This window comes from Paraburkholderia sp. GAS41 (assembly GCF_050436545.1).
Taxonomy (GTDB): domain Bacteria; phylum Pseudomonadota; class Gammaproteobacteria; order Burkholderiales; family Burkholderiaceae; genus Paraburkholderia.
The window spans coordinates 250981-270667 of sequence record NZ_JBNDMK010000001.1; the positions used below are offsets into that span (position 1 = coordinate 250981).

Consider the following 19687-nt stretch of genomic DNA (forward strand, 5'->3'; position numbering starts at 1 on the left):
ATGTTTCGGCGCCGGGTAGTTAATTCTGACTACCGCAGCGCATGAGCGCGCTTGACAGCTCGACGGGGCGTCACTACAACGGAAATGCGGGACAACTGAATATTCGGTCAGCCGGGAGAGGGCGATGGCACTATTTCTCATAGAACGCCAGTTTGCCGAAGAATTGAAGCTTGACGCCGCCGGCGCGGTGGCGCTGAAAGAAATCAACGATGCGAGCGGCGTCAACTGGCTGTTTTCATTCCTTTCGGCAGACAGGAAGAAGACCTATTGCCTATATGAGGCGCCGAGTGCCGAAGCGATTCGCGAAGCGGCCCGACTCGTCGGCCTGCCGGCCGACGTAGTGGTGGAAGTGACCGAAATGCGGCCCGAGAAGTTCAGCTAGGCATTCGAGGCTATTCCAGATGGAGTGCTCTTTCTGTCGTCGGGACAATCGGGAAGACGCGCGGTTTTGCGATGCCTGCGGCACTCGTCTTGCAGCGACTGTTGAGGATCGGGAGGCCGAGACGTCGATCGTCGGTCGCGAAAGCGAACTCGCCGCGCTCGCCGGCTTGCTCGGACGAATGGCGGGGGGCCGCGGCGCGATCGCCATGCTGGCTGGCGAGCCTGGAATCGGCAAATCGCACACTGCACAGATGCTGGCCCGTCGCGCCGCAGGTGTGCGCGTGCTATGGGGGCGTTGCAATGAAGAGCCGGGCGCGCCGCCGTATTGGCCGTGGCTGCAGATCATGCGGGTCTGGCTCGAAGCGCATGACGACGAGGCCTTGCGCGCCATGCTCGCAGCGGCCGCGCCCATCGCGGACGTTCTTCCGGAGATCTGGCGGCGGCTTGGCGATCAGGCGCCGTTGCTACCGACCTCCGATCCGTTGCAGCAGCGTTTCAGGCTATTCGACGCCATTGCCAGCTTCTGGAGGCTCGCGGCGGCACGCGAGCCGCTGTTGCTGATCATCGACAATCTCCATTGGGCGGACGCGTCGTCGCTCCGGTTGCTCGAGTTTCTCGCGCCGGAGATTGGCGATAACCGTATTCTGCTGCTCGCCACATATCGCGACATCGAGTTGAATCGCCAGCATCCCCTGTCGGTCACCCTCGGTGACCTTGCCCGCTACAGCTATTTCCATCGGTTGCGTCTTGGCGGGCTCAGCCGCCGGGAAACCGAGGTGTTGATCGCCCGGTCGGGTGGCAACGGCTTTACGCCTGCGCTCCTCGATGCAATCTACGAGCAGACCGAAGGAAACCCCTTGTTCGTCGCCGAGACGACTCGTCTGCTGATTCAGGAAGGCGTGCTCGGGCGCCGCACCCACCCTTCGCTGGCCGAGTCGTGCGCGGTGCGGGGGATTCACATTCCAGAAGGCGTGAAGGAAGTGATCGGGCGACGCCTGAACCGTCTGTCGCCGATGACGAATCTCGTGCTGGAACGCGCAGCGTTGATCGGTAGGACGTTCGATCTCCGACTGCTGCAGCGCGTGCTGGACGAACCGGCCGCGAACGGTATCCAGAGCACGATCGAGGAAGCCCTGCGGTCGCGCATCGTCGAACCGGAGGGGCGGCCGGGCTGGTTCCAGTTCTCGCACGCGGTGATCCGCGAAACGCTATATGACGAAATTGCGATACCTGCCCGCAGTGGGCTCCATCTGGACGTAGCGCAGGCCATTGAAGGCCTGTACGCCGATGAGGTGGACCAGCATCTGCCGGCGCTCGCACACCATTACACCTGCGCATTGCCCGGCGCAGACGCTACGCGAGCGGCCGATATCGCACGCCGCGCCGCAGAACGCGCCACCGGGCTGTTGGCGCACGAGGAGGCCGCTCGCTACTATCGCCTTGCGCTTCAGGCCGCGGGAATGACAGGTGCCAGCGATCCGGCTTTAAAGTGTCGGCTTCTCAATGCGCTTGGCGACTCGCTTACGTTCGCGGGAGAGTATCTGCAGGCGCGCGAAGCGTTCGAACAGGCGATGTTGCTGGCGCGCAATGCGAAAGCGATCGACGAGATGACGCGCGCCGCGCTCGGTTTCGAGAGGGCTACCTGGGCGCCGGGGCTGCCGGGACAGGCGGCGACGCGGCTGCTGCGCGAGGCGCTCGCCGCCCTGGACAACGGCGACGGCATCATGAAAGCGCAGTTGCTCAGCTCGCTTGCGCGTGCGCTGATCTTCAGCGGCGAAGACGCTCAGGCCGAAATCGTGCACGAACAGGCGGTGGCAATGGCCCGGCGCTGCGGCGACACCGGCACGCTGGTCTCGACCCTGGTCTCGACGCTCTCCACACGCTGGCAGCCGGAGCGCAGTGCGCAGCGCCTCCACGATATCGAGGAGGCGCTTCGTTTAGCCGAGAACTCGAATGACGTATTGCGCGCGCTCGATGCGCAGGCCTGGCAACTGTTCGAGCTGATGGAGTTGGGCGACCTGTCGACGTGGCGCGTGCGGCTCGAGCAATTCGAGCGCCGGGCGGCGGATTTGCGGCAGCCGTTTGAAAGCTATGTTGCTGCAACGTCGCGCGCTACTTTCGCGCTCATGGAGGGGCGGTTCGACGTCGCCGAGCGCCTGATCGAGCAGGCCCTGCAGATTGGCCGCCGCATGCCGGGCCTGGACGCGCCTGGCGTCTACGGTATGCAGATGTTCACGTTGCGCAGCGAGCAGGGGCGCTTGCGCGAACTCGCGCCGCTGGTGCGGGTCTTCGTGAACGCGACGCCCAAGGCGGGCACGTGGCGTCCCGGCCTGGCGTTGCTTTACTCGGAGATCGGCCTGCTCGCCGAGGCGCGCAACGAGTTCGAGGAGCTCGCAGCGGACGGCTTCGCGATTGTCCGCCACGACGCCTTGCGAGCGGCGAGTCTCGCGTATCTGGCCCAGGTGTGCGCGCGGCTCGACGACAAGGATCGCGCGGAGGCCCTCTATTCGATGCTGTTCCCGTATGACGGCCGTAATGTGCTGATCGGGACAACGGTCGGTTGCCTGGGCGCGGCCTCGTCGCTGCTCGGTCTGCTCGCGACGACACGGCGCAATTGGCACGACGCTCAGCGTCACTTCGAATCTGCACTGGCGATGAACCTGCGGCAGGGAGCCGCGCCGGCCGTCGCGCGGACGCGCCTGCACTATGCGTCGATGCGGCTTGCCCGCAACGACGACGGCGATATCGACGCGGCGCGCGTGTTGCTTCAGGATGCACGGGCGGCGGCGGAGTGCATGGATATGCGTGCACTTCTTACGCAGATTGACGACATGCTGGGCTCGACGACGCACGGGTCATCTCCGGCGTGTTCGGCTGGGTTAAGCACACGTGAAACCGAGGTGCTGGTACTGGTTTCGAGCGGCCTCGGAAATCGTGAGATCGCGGACCGGCTCTTCTTGAGTCCGAACACGGTTGCCAACCACATTCGTGCCGTTCTGGCCAAGACCCACTCGGCCAATCGTACCGAGGCGGCTGCATTCGCAATCCGGAACGGCCTGACCGAAAGGTGAGGGATACGAAATATCTGGAACCTGGGAGTCAGCCAGGAGGACTTGCAGCCAGTATGAGACACTGCCTGAGTCTGGAGCCGGCGAAAATGCCCCACCCAATATCGGCACGCCGCTGGTCTTACAAAAGTATTTCCACGCTCGCAGAATTTGGGGAACCCGTTCCCCACGCTTTGCAAGAACGGGCGTTTGCTCCTGACAACAGGCGAGCTCTCAATGGCAGAGGATTCCAGATACATAAGATGCCCCGTTTTTCGTACCCAATACTGAAGGTGCTCAACTTTATCCGCAGACTGCGAATCTGCCCGGCGAGCGTGTGATCGTCAAACACCACATGAATCCCTTCCGCGAAACCGACTTGCAGCCGATTCTTGAGGATCAAGGTATCGAGAGAGTCGTTGTCGTCGGAAATATGAGTCACATGTGCATTGACGCGGTTACGCGCGCTTCGGTGGACTTCGGTTACTGAACGACGGTGATTCACGATGCCTGCGCCACACACGACCTTGAATTCAATGGGGTACGTGTACCCGCGGCGCAAGTGCATGCAGCATTTATAGCTGCGTTGAGTTTCGGCTATGCGGAGATTGTTTCTGCAGCGGCTTTTTTGGCGGCTAACAGGCAACGTCTCCCCGAATAGGTAGATCCTGACATGATCACTTTTTCTACGATGTTCAAGCATTCTCGGGCGCGGCCGCCTACCCGTTGAAAGCCAGCACATCGGTACAACCCAACCACCACCAATGCCTCATTCCATTGCCGCAATCGCTTCGAACAAGGCGAGATTCAGCAGCTTCACTTCGTCGTTAGTCGGCAGGGGTTGCGACGAAAATTTGGCGATTACGGTCTCGCGCAGTGGATCGACATAGAGCCACTGGCCATGAATGCCAATCGCAAAACACGCGCCGCTGGCATTGCCCACCTGATACCACTTGTTGTGGTATTTGCCGTTCGGCAGCCAGCTCGAGAAATTGCCTTGTCGCCATGCCTCTGCACTGCCGCCTGTGAGCGTATCGGCTATCCAGTCCGCGGGTATTAGCCGGCGCCCGTTGATCTTGCCGCCCAGACGCACCAGTTCTCCGATCCTCGCCAGGTCGCGCACGGTCATGCACAAACCGCCGCCGGAGCGCGCAGTGCCGGCAATGTCCACTGTGATGCATCCGTCGTGTCGCAGTTCTAACGGTTGCCACAGACGGGTCGCTGCGAAGTCGGCATAGCGCTGCCCAGAGGCGCGCTCGATCACGAGACCGAGCACATCGGAATTGGGCGAGCAGTAATGGAACGGGCCGCCATGCTCGCCCGTGCCTTTGGACAGGGAGGCGAGCAGATCGATCACCGTCTCCGCGGGTTCGCCTTCGCGGCGCGGGTCCAGCAGGCCGGCCCGCCGGTAGCGCGCATAGAGGCCATTCGGATCGAGATAGTCCTCATTGAATGCGAGGCTGGTGCGCATATCCAGCACGTGTCGGACGCGCGCATCGCCGAAGGCCGAGCGTGCGAGTTCGGGAACGTATTGGGCCACGGGCGCTTCGGGGTCCAGACGACCGTCTCCGACCAGCATGCCGGCGAGCAGGCCCGCAACGGACTTGCTCGCCGAGAACAGGATATGGCGGCTTTGCAGCGTGAAATGCGGTGCATGAAAATCGGCGACGAACCGTCCGGCTCGCATCACGGTGACGGCGTCAGTGGACGTCTGCCGCAAGACCTGCGCAACCGTCCGGCGTTCGCCGTGGGCCACGAACTGAAGTGCCGTCAACTCGTCGGCACTGACCACGGGTTCTTCGGCAAGGCCCGACGTAGCAGGAATCCGTGCTGTCGGAATAATTTCGTGGACATGGCGAAAGGCCCAGATATTCCATGGCGCTTCACGCCAGTTGTCGTGTCGGACATGGTCGCGACGAAAGCCGTAGTCGCTCTCAAAACGTGACGGATTCATCTTGACTGCAGACTCTTCTGGCGTACGGGCGTGCATTGCGTGGACGTCAATGAACATGTTGAAGAAACTCGCGAAAACGCTCGCCAGGCGGTGCGGACAAAATCTCGACGGGCTTGCCGTCGTGCACGACACGGCCCGCTTCCATGAAGAGCAGGCGCGAGCCCACGCGCTGTGCGAAACCCATTTCGTGCGTCACGACGACCATCGTCATGCCCTCGCACGCGAGTGTCTGCATGACTTTGAGCACCTCCTGGCGCAACTCGGGATCGAGCGCCGAAGTGGGTTCATCGAAGAGCATCAGCTTGGGCTGCACCGCAAGCGCTCGCGCGATGGCCACACGTTGCTGCTGGCCGCCGGAAAGCTGCGACGGATAGTGGTGCATCCGCTGGGCGAGGCCGACTTTGTCCAGAAGCGCGCTCGCGATGTCGCGTGCCTCGGCCTTGGTTTGGTGACGTGCACGGATGGGCCCGAACATGACGTTCTGCATCGCGGTCAGATTCGGGAACAGATTGAACTGCTGAAACACCATGCCCGCTTCGAGCCTGATACGCCGCACATCGCGGGCGGAACCCAGCACACTGATGTTGTCGACCCGCACATCACCGGAGCTGATCCTCTCGAGTCCGTTGATACAGCGAAGCAGCGTCGATTTTCCGGAACCGGACGGTCCGACGATGACGGCGACTTCACCGCGTTTTATGCTGAGATCCAGCGGCTGCAGAACGACATGCTGGCCGAAACGCTTCGAGGCTTGCTGGAATTCGATCATGCTCATGGCAAACGTACGCTCCGTTCGAGCACTCGCAGGCCGAGTGCAAGGAAACTGATGACCAGCAGATAGATGAGCGCCACCGCAGTCCAGATCTCCACTGCCCGAAAATTCTCGGCCATGATTTCCTGTCCTCTGCGAGTCAGTTCACCCACGCCGATGACGAGAAAGATCGACGTGTCCTTGACCAGATTGACGAACTGGTTGCCCATGGCCGGCAGCGCGCGTCTAAAGGCGATGGGTGCAATGACGTGCGCCAGCGTGGTATGAAACGGCAGCCCCATCGCCATGCCAGCCTCGGACAGTCCGCCCGGCACGCCCTGTAGCGCGCCGCGGATGATCTCCGCGTTGTAGGCGCCGGAATTGATGATCAACGTGATGATGGCCGCGCTGGTGGCGCTGATGCGAATGTCCATCATGATCGGCAGCGCGAAGTAGACGAACATGACCTGGACCACGATTGGCGTGCCGCGAATCAGGGCAACATACATCTGCGCCGGAAACGCTGCGGCCCGAGTCCCGTAGGTCAGCGCGACGCCTGCGATGACCCCCAGCACGACGCCGCCCGCGAGTCCCGTCAGCGCGATCAGGAGGGTCAGCCGAAGTCCTTGCAGGAGGTCCGGCAATGCCGCAATGAGCGCCGCCCAGTCGAAGTTCATGACGACGCCTCGCCGAACCATTTACTGTTGAGCGCGGCGAGCCGTCCATCGGCTTTCATCGCAGCGATCTGGACGTTGGCCGCGGCAACGAGCGGGCTGCCTTTCTGGAAACCCATGCCCACGTCGAGACCCTCCAGAGCAGGCAGGATCACGCGGACCTTGTCTTTGCCGGCGGTGTTGGCATAGTAGAGCAGTTGCGGCTTGTCATAGACGACGACATCGGTGCGACCCGCCTCCAGCGCAAGCAGCGCGTTATTGATGCTCGGCAGTTGCTCCAGCGTGGCGTCCTTGATGTGATCCTTGATGTAGCTGACGGCGACCGTGCCCGTTTCGGTGCCGATGTGTTTGCCGGCGAGATCGGCCGGGGTGCGGATACGGGTGTTGTCGATGCGCGTCAACGCAATCAGACCGCTTTTGTAGTATGGCGTCGAAAAATCGATCACCTGCTGCCGTTCCGGCTTGATGAACAGTTGCGAGACGATCACGTCGATATTGTGGGTCTGAAGCGCCGGGATCAACGCGCCGAATTCCATCGGTTGCAGGCGCCATTTCCGGTTCAGGCCCTTCGCGACTTCGCGCCAGACCTCGACGTCGAATCCGGAATAGGTCTCGCCCTGTTTGAAGGCGAACGGCGGGGCGCCCACGTTGGAGCCTACCACCAGTTCGGTATCGTCTGCCCATACGGAACGGGACATCAGGATGGCGGGCCCGGCTGCCAGGCCGAGTTGCAGCAATTGACGGCGATTCATGGTTTTCTCCACGTTGAGTGATCGTGCTGGGCTATCTGGCGCCGGGTGGGGGTGCGCAATCGGACTGCTCCGGCCTGGCGTCGTGCGCCTGCCGGGGTAGAGCGGCTTCGTGCGTCAGCGAAACAGTGAGTTCGATTTCGAGCAGCCCACCGCCTGGGAGGCTGGCGACGCCGATTGCCGATCGCGCGTGTCGGCCCATTTCGCCGAAGATTTCGAGCAGCAGGGACGAGGCTTCGTCCATCACCTGGCTGTGGTTCACGAATTCGGGCACGGCGTTGATGAAGCCGCGCAGAAAGAGAATGCGTTCGACCCTCGTCGCGGGTGGCAGCGCTGCGGCGAGCGCGCTCAGCGCGCGCAGCACGCTCGTCTGGGCGGCATGCCGGATGACCTCGGGCGGCGTGGCGTGATCGACGGACCCGGCGATCACCTGGTCACCGACGCGACTGACCTGGCCGCTGACGTAAGCGATGTCGTGATGGATCACCACACCCGTATAGGCGCCTCGCGGCGATGGCGCAGGCGGCAGTCGCATGCCGAGTTGCGCAACCCGGTCCGCGATATCGATCGTCATGACGGAGCTCCAATGTGCGTTTCAAAGCAGACCGGTCCGCCCAGCCAGCAGCCGTCCACGTGACCCGCCCCGACGCTGAATCGCACCGAGATCTGCGACGGGCGTTGCATCGCGCGTCCCTGGCGGATCGTGATGGTCCGCGTGGATGCTTCCACCATGCCATTGGCGAGCAGCCCGAACGACAGCGCGGAGGCTGCGATCCCGGTGGCCGCGTCTTCCGGATAGCCTGACGCGCGCGGGAACTGGCGGGCGTCGAAGATCTGCCGGCCGGCATCGGAGATCGCGTAAGGATAGAGGCCGGTGGAGCCGATCTGCTCGCACACGGTCTCGATTCTGTCGAAGCGCGGCTGGAGGGCGTCGAGCACGGCGGGGCTGCTGAGCGGGATCAGTGTCTTGACGCGGCTGGTGCAGGCGTTCTGGATCGGCAGGGGCGCGAGTTGCGCGTCGCCGATGCCGAGCGCGTCGAGGATCTTCTCCTTGCTGTGCTGCGTCAGCGGCTCGACGCGGCCCATGGGCTGGGAAATCTCGACGGTCGCGCCCTGATCCGTGTATCCGGTGATGCGGACACCGACCTGGCCGCTGCGCGTCTGAATGGTCAGCCGGTCGCGCTGCAGGCGTCCGGCTTGATGGAGCAGCCAGACCGCGCCGACGGTAGCGTGGCCGCACATCGACATCTCGTGATTCGGCACCCAGAAGCGGAATTCGTAGTCGCAGCCGGAGCCGGGCGCGACGGGCAGGACGAAGCCACTTTCGTGGCCGTAGCGCCGCGCGACGGCCTGCATTTCTTCGTCAGACATGCCGGCGGCGTCGATCACGATGGGCGCCGGGTTGCCGCCGCCGGGACCGGCGGCAAACACGCTGACGAGTTCGACTTGAGAGCGCAAAGACATGGCGGCGTGAGCCCCGCTGACCGGGGAGTGTGTTGCTATCCGCCCAGATTAAGCGGAGCGGCGCCGCGCCGCGCGTTCGAACGGGCCCTACGTTTTGACCGAACGGGCCATGCCTGCTCGCAGACCGGAAGGTGACTGGCCGCCGACGCGGCGCATCGCGCGCGCAAGGGCGGCGCCGCTTTCGAAGCCGACGCGAAACGCTACCTCGCCGATCGGCAGATCCGTTTCAGCGAGGAGGCGGCAAGCATTGTCGTAACGCGTGCGCTGCTGGAACTCGCCGATCGAAACGCCGGTGCGTTCGCGAAACAGCCGCGTGATGTGACGCCGGGACACGCCAAAACGCTCTTCCAGCATATCGAGGGGAATCTCCTGGTCAGCGTGGTGAGCGATGAAGGTTTCGATGTCGGCTACCAGCGCCATGCCGTGTTCACGCGGCGATGTCGCCAGTTGCGTCTTGCCGGTGATGACCTCGCCTATACACTGCATCAGGAGGGCCGTCGACAAGGCCTGGCGGGTAGCCGCGCTGCCATAACCACTCATGTCGTTACACTGCGAGAGCTCCTGCAGCGCGCGGATCGCGGCCGTCCTGCGTACGAGGATGGGCGTGCGGGTGCGCCGGCGGAATTCGCTGAGCGAGCCGACGCCGGTGTCGAGCTTGTGCAGCGCGTCGCCCGTCACATAGACGGCCACGTGAGTGTGAGTGGCGCATCCGGCGCGGGTCTGATGGGCGCGTCCCGACGGTACGACCGCGAAGCGATCCTGAGACAGCCAGGTGCCCGCGCGCTGGTCTTCGTGGCGAAGCTCGACGGCACCCTGGCCCGGCAGGATGAACATCAGGCAGTCGTGCCAGTGCCACGGCATCGCGTAGGTGCCGCTGCCGGTCAGCGTGGCGTGGCCCTCATCGGCAGCGACGAGCAGCGCCTTGTTGGCTGGCTCACAGAGCTGTGTGAACGTTCGTAGCATGGCGGTACTCCATGCAATCCATGCGATTCAGAAGAGGGTCGTGCTGTGACCGGATTGCGATTGAAGCGCCTGGCGCAGCGTGGAGTCGCGAGGAACGGGCACAGCGTTGACTGGAGCGGGGAGGATACCCGTGCAAAATTCGGCTGTGTTTGCCATGCCGCTGCGATCCGGGGAAATCGGGAACTCAGTACAGCCCAGGCCGCTGCTGACGCCGGGCGCCGCCCTGGCCCTGGGCCAGCTTGCGCGCCTGCGCGATCTTGCGTGCGGTCTGGGTGAGCGTCGTGCTCGCCGTCGTATTCAATTCAAAGATGAACTTGCCCTTGTCGATGTCGGCGAAATCGACCATGACGATATTGGGCATGAAGACCTTCAGCGCGATACCGTTCGTGTAGTCGGTCGACGAGATGTAGGTCGGCAGGCGCGATTCGATCGCCTCGCCGAAGCCGGCCATCCACAGCTCGGTGAGGGCGGTCGGGCGGTTGTCCGCCCCCCACATGGTCGAGTTGCGCTCCTGGATGCTCCGCTTCAGGCCGGTGGTCGTCCAGTACATCATCCCCATCACCTCGGGGTCGGAGTTGAGGGCGCCGAGCTTCATCAGCCCACCTTGCTTCTCGATGTTGGACGCGATCTTGCCCATGTCGCTGTCGCCGTTGAGGGCGTTCGTGCCGCCCTTGCCGACGAATTGCAGGCCGTTGTAGGCGTTGCTGTAGCCAGTGCCGTCCCCGAGGCGCTTGCAACCCCAGATCCCGGTCGTCGAAAGGTAGCCCTGGTTGGCCACTTCGTCGATGCCCTTCGGGGTGAAAAGCACGACGACGTGCTTCTTCAGCTGGTCGAGCGTCTTCTCGTTGAGGCTACCCGTTCCCGTGAAGAGAAAGGTGCCGAGCTCCCGCACGCAAACCTCTGCGATGATGGTCCAGTTCGTGCACTTGTCGAACTTCAGGAGCAGGAATTCGCTGGTGTTGTATTTGACGAAATCCTTTGCCTCTTTCAGCATGTCCACGAGCGGCATGCCGAACGCGCCGTCCACCGGCAGCTTGGTGGTGGTGACGTTAGCCGGCCTGCCGCCCAGGTCGAAGACGGCTTTATTCTTCTTGTCCTTCAGTTGCGTCAGCTTCGGGTCGGCGTGGAAGGCCTTCAGCGTCACCGGCGCGGAGGATTTGGTCGAAGCCTTGGTTCCTGCGATCCGCAGGTCGAACAGGCGCACGCCGGCCTTGGCCTGTTCGAAGATATTGCGATCCTGGGTCTGGACGTTGGCGCCGCCGCTCGTGATGCCCGCGTCGTGACTGCCGGCGAAGACGATGTCGCAGAGCCGCTTGCCGCCGCCCAACGTGTGGTAATTGATCATGGCCGTCCTACCTCCGATAGAGAGAGTGCGTATTTCACACAAACCGAACGCTGATTCCAGCGTAATAAGGGAATGTGCAATCCATGGTTATCCGAACGCGTATTCCACGCGTCAGCGAACGCTGCGGGCGTGGCGATCTGGTCTGACCGTTTTTACTCCGACATTTCCATGCCGGTCAAATCATTTCGTCGTTTGCGCGGCGACTCGCCGGCGAACTTCGCATAAAGCGGATAAACGCATGACAGGTTTCATTCACTTGAATAAAGGGCGTGAAATCTGGAAAAACTGACACGCACGGTCAAGTCGGTTGAAAACAGTCGCGTAAGCTCGCAACTACCCAGCATGGATAAACCGTGGAAAGGGTCAATCACCGCGAAGTACAGATCGTATGCCTGAAAACGTTTTTACCGTAGAGCAGCGTGACGCCTTGCAGGAGATCGCCAACATGGCAATGGGCGAGGCCGCTACGCGTCTCGCCGGCCTGATCAACTCCTTCATCCAGCTATCCGTTCCTCACGTGTCCGTCGTCAGGGTGGACGAGGCCACGCAGATCCTGCGCGAGATGACCGGGATAGACGAAAGTGTGACGGCCGTGCGCCAGGGCTTTCGCTCGGACATCAACGGCGAGGCAATCGTGATCTGCCGCAGCAGCGGGGTAGGACACCTGTGCGCGCTCGTCAACGAGCCATCCATTCACTCAGCTCCCGAGACGGTCAGCGAGACGGAGCTGATTTTCGACGTCGCAAACGTTCTGACGGGAGCATGCGTTTCGCGCATTCTCGACAAGCTCGACCGCACGCCAGTCTTTTCTCCACCGAGTCTGCTCGGAAAAGAAATCGCGCTTGACGATGTCTTTCAGGCACACGGCGTCGCGTGGCAGATCGCGCTTCTGCTCGAGGTCAATTTCACGCTCGAAGATCAGACGTTCCGCGCACACCTGGTCATCCTGATGGACGAGAAATCGATTTGCCGCCTGTGCGACGCGCTCAATGCGCTGCTGTGCAGTCTATGAACGGCGCAATACGACAATCTTGAATGGATTTCCTGATCGAGCGGCCGACCTGACGTGCGTGAAGGAACACGCGACGTCGCGTTCGTGCGTTGAACGTGTGCCTTCAGGCTGTCGCGGACTGAACCCGATTGCGTCCTGCGTGTTTCGCCTGGTAAAGCGCGGCGTCTGCAGCCTGAACGAGTTCGCTGGACCTGCTGAGCGTGTTGAATTCGCTGGTTGCGCAGCCGGCACTGACGGTCACCCGACCGCCGGGTAATGGAGCCGTCAGGTGCAAATTCATTACCGCAAGCCGGGCATGCTCCGCAATAACCGCGGCTTCAGCCGGACCGGTATCCGGTAACACCAGCGCGAACTCTTCACCTCCGTAGCGGGCAACAAAATCGCCGGGCCGCTGCGCGATTCCCGCCAGTGCGCTCGCAACCGCGCCAAGGCAAGTATCGCCTCGAAGGTGGCCAAAGGCATCGTTGTAATCCTTGAAGTGGTCAACGTCGACCATGACGAGCGAAAGGGGTTTGCCGTTGCGCACAGCACGGTCGAATTCCATACCCAACTGGTCGTCGAAGTAGCTGCGATTGAAAACGCGTGTGAGTGCGTCGCGGGTGGACGTGTGTAACAAGGATGCGTGGGCCTTGCTCAATTCGCGGTAGAGCACGGTCACTTCCCAAACCAGCACGCACACCAGAATGCTCGGCGAGAGCATGCTAAAGACTCGCGCGACGTACCACCCCAGCGTAAATTGGACCACGCTCAGCAGATTCAGGCAGGTATCCGCCAAAGACGTCAGGAGAGCGATCGTTATCCACAAATCGAGAACGGTACGCAGACGCCCTTTGAACAAAGTAATGGCGATCGCAAGGACGTCGAGTGAGCAGATGACCGCCATGGCCCAACCACCGCTGAAGACGTTCGCCTCGGGCATCGCATGGAATGGGGCAGACAGGTCTACGCGAACAGCAAGAAGGCCCAGCGCGGCGGCAAGCATGGTTGGCGCGCCGATCAGTGCCCAGATCCAGCGGGCGGGAGAAGGCGTCCTGATTGGCGTGCTCAGGGGGCGGTCGCGTGCGAGTTGCGACAGGCTGACCAGCAGCGGAAATCCTGCATGCCAGAAAACCCACATCCACGCCGCGCTATGAGGGCCCGCGCCGAACAGTCCAGCTTGCGCAAAAACGCCCGGGAACATCAGCAGTTGCAATGCGACGGTGATGGCCGTGTAGCCATACGCGCCGAGTACACCCAGCATCGGTTGTCGCGTCACGGAAAAGCGGGCGCCGAAAAGGAATGCGACGATTCCCGAGGTCGTGAACACCGTGAGGGCGCACATTGGCATGAAGGGAGTAACGGACGGCAACGGCTGATGAGCGCGCGGCCCCGCTATCACGAGCGTCAGCAGAATGAGCAACGCGCATGCTCCCGCAAACACAACCTGTTTGCGTGGCGCGGGACCTATAAGCAGGCTGTCCATTCTGATTTATACGGTTGGTGTTCGTTGGTCTCGGTTCATCGGCTTCACCGACTGCCTGGTGCATCTGGCATGCCGGATCGCACGTTGCAGAGCTTGGCCCAAAGCCCGGGTGGTGCCCCGAAAGCGCGTGGCGAGGTGTGGCTCGGCCACGCTATTGTCCTACAAAGCGGTTTCGATGGTTAGCCATGCAGGCATGGCCCACTCACATCGCGCAGGACGAAATCAATCAGGTGTGCAGGCCGGGGAGGAGCACATCATCCCCCGATCTCCGACAGGACTGCAGCAAACGGGTCGCCAAAAGCACTGGCCTGGCTGATTGCCGCATCGAGATTGCCGCGTTCGTAGAGCTCGGCGATCGTCAGCAATTGCCCCAGGTCATCAGCGTGTTCGACGACGGCCCGCTGGATGGGCTCGCTGAGCGGCAACGCGCCGATGAAGCTTTCCACATCGACGCCATACGGCACGTGGGCAAGCGATATCAGCCCGGATAAGTAGGCCTGCTCGGCCATCTGATCATCGGTGGGTGCCAGTTTTCTGGCTGCCTGTTCCATGAAGGCCGCGCGCGACTGGGCCAGCTCGATCAGCGGATCGCTGTCGGTCGAAAGACTCGACGGTGTTCCGTAGAAAAGCAAGCCGCACCACCTCGTCAGTTGTCGGGTGCCAGCCTGCATCACGGCATCGCCCAATGACGTGACAGGCGTGCGCTGCGTGCGCATATTGCCGGCTGCATTCACCATCCGTAGCAATTGCACTACAAGCGTCGGCGTGTCCCGGAGCGCAGCCACGATTTCGGCGCAATGCGCGTTGGCCATCACCAGTTCGAGCACCCGGATCACGCCGAGAAGCTGGTGGGGCACCCGTTTGGCGGTGAGCGTCTGAGGCGTCGCGAAGAAATAGCCCTGGAAGAGATCGCAGCCCACCTGCATGGCCGCGTCGCGGGCGCTGCGGGTTTCGAGCTTCTCGGCGAGGATTCGGGCTGGCGAATGCCTTATTCTTGCGACCATCTCCGGTATCAGCCGCGGCTCGATATAAGGCCAGTCCAGCTTGACGATATCGACGTGCGGCAGGAATGCCAGGACCTCGGGTGTGAGCGCGCGCACGTCATCGAGCGCGATGCGGAATCCCGCTCGCCGTAGCTCGTCGCATCGGGCCGACAGGTCGGCGCTGAGTTCGGTATCCTCAAGAACTTCGAGTACGAACTGTTCCGGCGGCAGGATGTGCACGAGGTCGGAAAACAGGAACGTGTCTGGGCAGTTCAGGAAGACGTCGCGGGAGTCCACCATCGACGCAAAACCCGGCGTTCCGATCACGCGCTCAACCACCGCCGAGGTGCGGGCCAACCCGTCCGGGCTGCCGGCCGACCCCGGCGGATCACGGAAGAAAAGTTCATGACCGACTATCGCGCCATGCCGATCGAGGATCGACTGGCGCGCCACGTGCGCGAGAGCATTCTGGTTCATTGCATTCGCCTTTTTATGGCGTGAGCGGTTCGCGAGCCAGCAGTGGCGACGCGCGACACGTTTCGCCCGACGCAGGAGTGTCCGTTAAGAAGCAGCCGGCGAGGCTGGGGCAAACGCCGACGAACGCGCGGCGCGTGAGGCGCGGGCAGGGGGACTCACTGGGAAAAGGCGGGCGATGCGAGACCGGTCTGCATCGGTAAAAGGAACTTCAATCATGCGGCCCCTCCCTCTAGTTTCAAGGGTTATCTATATTTAAGCGATCACGTGAATTACGTTTCGCTATCACTCGGTAAAGTTCAGGACGAGGCAGTCCGGTGCGGTTTAACATCGCACGGATAACCAAGCTTTTACACTTGCGTCTGCCACGAGCCGGTATACCGGCGCTCTCAGGTTCTAGGTTCAATGGAACGCGCGTCTCGCCGCTTCACCCTTCGTGCAAGGCATTGATCGTTCCGCAAGACGGAATCCGGTCAAACCAGCCAAAGGCATATCCATTAGCGCACGCCCGCACTTATGTGCGGTACGTGCGGCAAAGTTGATTCTAAACATTTTTATTACGCGGCGTTACCCAATAATTGGACGAAAACCGTTCGCACGAGGATGTTTCGTCAAAAAAGCAACACCGTCAAAACCGGCGCAACAAGATTCTTTTGAAGCAAATAAAAAATATTAATAAGGTGAGAGAGATAGATGCGCTGATATGAACCTGGCGCACGCGCAGTCGTACCGTGCCATACGGTAGGTCAGTCGACCCCGGATATTGCCGGCGATGCATACGCAAGGAGCCCAACATGATTCGACTGGTACTTCGCGTGGGTATGGCCGTTGTCATCCTCACCGCACTCCCTTGTGCGCTGAGCGCAGCGACAGTCGACAAGGATCCCGCGAGCACCATCAGCGCCGCCCTGGCTCAGTGGCGGGCGGACTTCAATGCGCGACGTGCAGCCCATATCTGCGATCTCTTCGCCTCCGACCTTCGCTACGATTTCTATGGCGCGCCTGAGCGGACCTACCCATTACTCTGTGCGCGGCTCCAACATGCGCTGGCCGATACGACGCAATCGCTTCATTACGACCTCAAGATCAAGGAGATCATTGTCTCCGGTGATATCGCGGTCGTGCGCTTGACATGGACATCGACCGTCACCAGGGGCGGCAAACACCAGTCTAACGATGAGACCGGGCTCGATGTATTCGGTCGCCAGCGTGACGGTAGCTGGAAGATCATCCGTTACATTGCGTATCCTGAGAAGGACTGAGGGGGCGTCATTGCGCGCGCCGTCGCGCGTGAGGCACGCTCGTCACCCAGTCCAGACTTCAGATGGATCTGAACAGTGGACTCTTCGCTATCGCTTCGGATCCGTCGGCGCTCGTCAGAAACTTCTCCGTATAAATATCGCGTTCGAATAATTGTCCTTGCATGAGTGCCCTGATGGACGCTTCTATCATGACCGGGGGCCCACACAGATACGCTTTATGGCCGCGAAAATCGTTGCCGAAGTGCGCTTTCGCGGCCTCATGCACGAAGCCACGAAAGCCGCCCCACGCCGATTCCGTCGCTTCGCCGGAAAGCGCCGGGACATATACGAAATTCGGATGTTGCTCCGCCAGTTCGAGGAATCGTTCGTGATAGTAGAGTTCTCCACGATCGCGAGCACCGTACACGAGCGTGATAGGCCGACTGTCCCCCTGCTCGAGCAAATCCAGCAGCATCGATCTGGGACTTGAAAGCCCCGATCCCCCTGCGATCAGGATGACGGGTTGCGGGTCCGAAGCACGCACATAAAACCTGCCGAACGGACCGGTCAGGCGAATCTCGTCGCCGGGCGTCATCAGGTCATGTAAATATCCCGTGCCCTTTCCGCCTGGCACACGCCTTACGTTCAATTCGATCAAGCGCGATGAAGCAGGCTTGCTGGCGATCGAAAACGCGCGCGGCATCGCTTCACCCGGAATATGAACGTTCACGTACTGGCCTGCCTGAAACTCGATGGCATCTTCCAGTTCGATGAAAATGCCTTTGATCGTCGGCGTTATGTCGATCATCTCCTTCACTCGGCCGGTGTAGTCTTTTATCGGAAAGTGACGCGCGTCAACGTCCTCGTCGATATCGGCCTCGATCGTGATATCGGATTGCGCTGTCGCGCAGCAGGCCAGGCACTTGCGTTCGTCGCGCTCGAAATCCATCAGTGCGAACGGCGACGCGTTGCCATGCTCGACCTCGCCGTCGGTGACCTGAACCTTGCAGGTTGCGCACAGGCCGTGACAGCACGCGTGCGGAAGCCAGACACCCGCCCGCAGGCATGCGTCGAGAATGGTCTGGTCGTCGCCGATTTCAATGGTGTGACCGATCGGCTCGATCGTTAACTGAAAACTCATGTCGGCCTCTCCTTTCTTCGTGATGGCATCAGCCGCTGGCCTAGCTGCATGAACCATGGATGCCGGTCAGGCCGGGTGTACGAAAGCGGATCACGGCCTTATGCAGGATTCCGTTTTCTGCGAGCGTCCGCTCGAACGCGGGTGTAAAGCGCTCGTTCGACCGGAACCATTCGATTTCGCCAATCGCGACCTGGCTCCAGTCGGGATGCGACGAATAGATTCCCGGAATGACTTCGTTGGCGAGCGTGGCGAAGGTCATGGTCGGCGCGACGGGGATGCAATGCGGCGCGCAGAACATCAGATGATCTTCCCAGCCGATAAAGAGCAGGCGATTGCCGTGAAAGTTTTCTTCACGGTCTTTCACTTCGCCGCGATAGCCTTCGTTGAGTGCGATAACTGACATAACGTGTCTCCTTCTGAATGCGGGCGAGGTGCGGCTTCAGGCGGCTTTATCCGCGGGTGGGGTTTCGCGGGTTTCCTCTCCGCCGTGACTGGGCTTGCCGGTCCAGCGCAGCCAATTTTTCCGGTCTGGCGAATCCTCGAATTCGTGGCCGTCTTCGCCGACGTTGATGTGGTAATACCGCAGCACTTCGGCCAGCGGGTCAAAGTCGGCCGCGCCCGGATCGGCGTCTTTCTCGAAGCAATGTCCCTGGTAGATCTGATGGACCGGCAACCATGCCTGCACGTACTTCTCCGGCTCATTGTCGAAGATGTCCTTGCAGCCGTCGGAGCAGAAGTGATACTTGTTGCCGAGATAGTCGCTTTCGCGATAGCAGATCTTTGTCGGATCGTCGGGCTCGGTGAAGGCCATCGGAATCTGGCAGAGTTGACAGAGCATCGGCAAGGTATTGTTGTAGAAGCGTTTGCCCTCTTGCTGCTGCTGGCGCCAATACTCGAAACGGGGCCGATATAACTTGTCGAAAGTCGCCGGATACTTTTCCGCCAGCCAGGTCATTTCGTCGTCCGATGGAATCCATGTGTGCATGGCGGCCGCGTGCGTGTAGTTGTAAAAGATGCCCCACGCTTCATGCGAGATCCGATCTTTCTCTTTCGAGGCCACTTCGTGATATTTCGGCAAGCGAATGCCATATCGTTCGAGGTCGTGAAATAGCGCGCCACCGTTCTTTTCGAAGTAGGTTTCCCACGCTTCCTGCCAGGACATGATCCGCTTGGGGAGCATGTAGTCCATCATCATCGCGACCAGCGTCAACAGGCGGTAGCCGCGCCAGAACCATTTGTCGACCCATTTCTGGATGATCGGCACATTGCCGGGGTCCTGTTCCAGCAGAAACTTCACGACTTCCAGGCCAAGCGTCATATGCCGCGATTCATCGGATTGCGCGGAAAAGCCGAATGTCACCGTCGCCATGTCGCCGTTGAAGGCAGCGCCCGACATGAATGGCATGAAGAGCAGATTGGTCAGCACATATTCGAACGAGAAGGAGATCGCGGTCACGAATTCAAACGGCCCGGCGCTCATCGCGTCTTCGAAATACGACTTCGGCACGGACAGGTACCAGACCCGGTCATGCATGTGCTTGAAGTCATGAAAACCATTGAAGAATTTGTTGTAGTGACTGATCGTATGCACCTGGGTCTGCGCATGACGCAGTTCGTCGATTGCCTGCATCTGGCAGGCAATCCGCGCACCGGCTCCGCGAAAGTTGCGTCCGGCCAATGCGAAGCCGCGATGCGCGGCGTATTCGAGTGGACTCACCCCGGTCAGGAACAGCTTCAGCGCGTTGATGTAGCGTGGGTCGGTGACGTTGAACTGACCGTTGTTCTGCTGGAATGCGTCGATGATCGCGTACAGCTTGCGTTCTTTTTCGCCCTGATACTTCCAGTAGGCGTCCATAGTAAGACGAAACGGGTCTTCCCATTTGTCCCAGTCGTGGACCTTGATGCCTTCGAACTGGTCGTACGGAAAAACCTTGTCCATCGGCTGATAGGTGGTGTCCCATCCTAGTCCACGCGTTAGCATCGCGTAGTTTTCCTTAATGCTAAGTTTCTTCGGCGCTACGGCTGCAGTGCTCATGGTGTGTCTCC

General features: G+C 61.1%; 17 protein-coding genes and 1 pseudogene. 5 read left to right on the forward strand and 13 right to left on the reverse strand.

What is annotated here, in order from left to right; all coding sequences use genetic code 11:
• Window positions 1-124 precede the first annotated feature (124 nt).
• The 3 genes and pseudogenes from P3T43_RS01120 to P3T43_RS01130 all read left to right on the forward strand — a co-directional run.
• Window positions 125-382, forward strand: coding sequence for a DUF4242 domain-containing protein (locus P3T43_RS01120; RefSeq protein WP_429279178.1), 258 nt, complete (start codon window positions 125-127; stop codon window positions 380-382).
• Window positions 383-401: 19 nt separating this feature from the next.
• Window positions 402-3452 carry a helix-turn-helix transcriptional regulator gene (locus tag P3T43_RS01125; RefSeq protein WP_429279179.1) on the forward strand — a complete coding sequence of 1017 codons (3051 nt, stop codon included), beginning with the start codon at window positions 402-404 and terminating at the stop codon, window positions 3450-3452.
• A gap of 253 nt (window positions 3453-3705) precedes the next feature.
• Window positions 3706-3918, forward strand: a pseudogene (locus P3T43_RS01130) (isochorismatase family protein); the annotation flags it as partial.
• A 279-nt stretch (window positions 3919-4197) separates the two neighbouring features.
• Here P3T43_RS01130 and P3T43_RS01135 read toward each other — a convergent pair.
• The 8 genes from P3T43_RS01135 to P3T43_RS01170 all read right to left on the reverse strand — a co-directional run bounded on the left by P3T43_RS01135 (window position 4198) and on the right by P3T43_RS01170 (window position 11328).
• Complete coding sequence (locus tag P3T43_RS01135; RefSeq protein WP_429279180.1) at window positions 4198-5382, reverse strand: serine hydrolase domain-containing protein; 1185 nt, start codon at window positions 5380-5382, stop codon at window positions 4198-4200.
• A 46-nt stretch (window positions 5383-5428) separates the two neighbouring features.
• Window positions 5429-6157 (reverse strand): glutamine ABC transporter ATP-binding protein GlnQ, encoded by a 729-nt coding sequence (glnQ, locus tag P3T43_RS01140; protein WP_429279181.1) that lies wholly within the window; start codon window positions 6155-6157, stop codon window positions 5429-5431.
• Entirely contained in the window at window positions 6154-6810 is a 657-nt protein-coding gene (glnP, locus tag P3T43_RS01145; RefSeq protein ID WP_429279182.1) for a glutamine ABC transporter permease GlnP, read from the reverse strand. Before glnP ends, glnQ begins: the two co-directional genes overlap by 4 nt.
• On the reverse strand, window positions 6807-7559 hold the full coding sequence (locus P3T43_RS01150; RefSeq protein ID WP_429279183.1) for a transporter substrate-binding domain-containing protein: 753 nt from the start codon (window positions 7557-7559) through the stop codon (window positions 6807-6809). Before P3T43_RS01150 ends, glnP begins: the two co-directional genes overlap by 4 nt.
• Before the next feature lie 31 nt (window positions 7560-7590).
• Window positions 7591-8130, reverse strand: coding sequence for a RidA family protein (locus P3T43_RS01155; RefSeq protein ID WP_429279184.1), 540 nt, complete (start codon window positions 8128-8130; stop codon window positions 7591-7593).
• Window positions 8127-9020 (reverse strand): PhzF family phenazine biosynthesis protein, encoded by an 894-nt coding sequence (locus P3T43_RS01160; protein WP_429279185.1) that lies wholly within the window; start codon window positions 9018-9020, stop codon window positions 8127-8129. The genes P3T43_RS01155 and P3T43_RS01160 overlap by 4 nt, the downstream gene beginning before the upstream one ends.
• Before the next feature lie 87 nt (window positions 9021-9107).
• Window positions 9108-9983, reverse strand: a complete 876-nt coding sequence (locus tag P3T43_RS01165; RefSeq protein ID WP_429279186.1) for a helix-turn-helix domain-containing protein — start codon at window positions 9981-9983, stop codon at window positions 9108-9110.
• A 184-nt stretch (window positions 9984-10167) separates the two neighbouring features.
• Window positions 10168-11328: a hypothetical protein gene (locus tag P3T43_RS01170; RefSeq protein ID WP_429279187.1), complete on the reverse strand. Its 1161-nt coding sequence runs from the start codon at window positions 11326-11328 to the stop codon at window positions 10168-10170.
• 388 nt (window positions 11329-11716) lie between these two features.
• On the opposite strand from P3T43_RS01170, the gene P3T43_RS01175 reads away from it, so the two are divergent.
• Window positions 11717-12340, forward strand: coding sequence for a chemotaxis protein CheC (locus P3T43_RS01175; RefSeq protein WP_429279188.1), 624 nt, complete (start codon window positions 11717-11719; stop codon window positions 12338-12340).
• 103 nt (window positions 12341-12443) lie between these two features.
• Here P3T43_RS01175 and P3T43_RS01180 read toward each other — a convergent pair whose 3' ends face one another.
• Complete coding sequence (locus P3T43_RS01180; RefSeq protein WP_429279189.1) at window positions 12444-13802, reverse strand: sensor domain-containing diguanylate cyclase; 1359 nt, start codon at window positions 13800-13802, stop codon at window positions 12444-12446.
• 254 nt (window positions 13803-14056) lie between these two features.
• Window positions 14057-15262 (reverse strand): EAL and HDOD domain-containing protein, encoded by a 1206-nt coding sequence (locus P3T43_RS01185; protein WP_429279190.1) that lies wholly within the window; start codon window positions 15260-15262, stop codon window positions 14057-14059.
• 791 nt (window positions 15263-16053) lie between these two features.
• On the opposite strand from P3T43_RS01185, the gene P3T43_RS01190 reads away from it, so the two are divergent.
• Window positions 16054-16521, forward strand: coding sequence for a YybH family protein (locus tag P3T43_RS01190; protein ID WP_429279191.1), 468 nt, complete (start codon window positions 16054-16056; stop codon window positions 16519-16521).
• 58 nt (window positions 16522-16579) lie between these two features.
• Here the strand turns inward: P3T43_RS01190 and P3T43_RS01195 are convergent, their stop codons facing one another.
• From P3T43_RS01195 to P3T43_RS01205, 3 genes are read right to left on the reverse strand one after another with little or no spacing between them, the layout of a single operon-like run.
• Window positions 16580-17641: an NADH:ubiquinone reductase (Na(+)-transporting) subunit F gene (locus P3T43_RS01195; protein ID WP_429279192.1), complete on the reverse strand. Its 1062-nt coding sequence runs from the start codon at window positions 17639-17641 to the stop codon at window positions 16580-16582.
• Between the two features lie 40 nt (window positions 17642-17681).
• The gene (locus P3T43_RS01200) at window positions 17682-18044 is read right to left on the reverse strand and encodes a phenol hydroxylase subunit P4 (RefSeq protein WP_429279193.1); all 363 of its coding nucleotides are present in this window, start codon (window positions 18042-18044) and stop codon (window positions 17682-17684) included.
• 36 nt (window positions 18045-18080) lie between these two features.
• Window positions 18081-19676, reverse strand: coding sequence for an aromatic/alkene/methane monooxygenase hydroxylase/oxygenase subunit alpha (locus P3T43_RS01205; protein ID WP_429279194.1), 1596 nt, complete (start codon window positions 19674-19676; stop codon window positions 18081-18083).
• Window positions 19677-19687 lie beyond the last annotated feature (11 nt).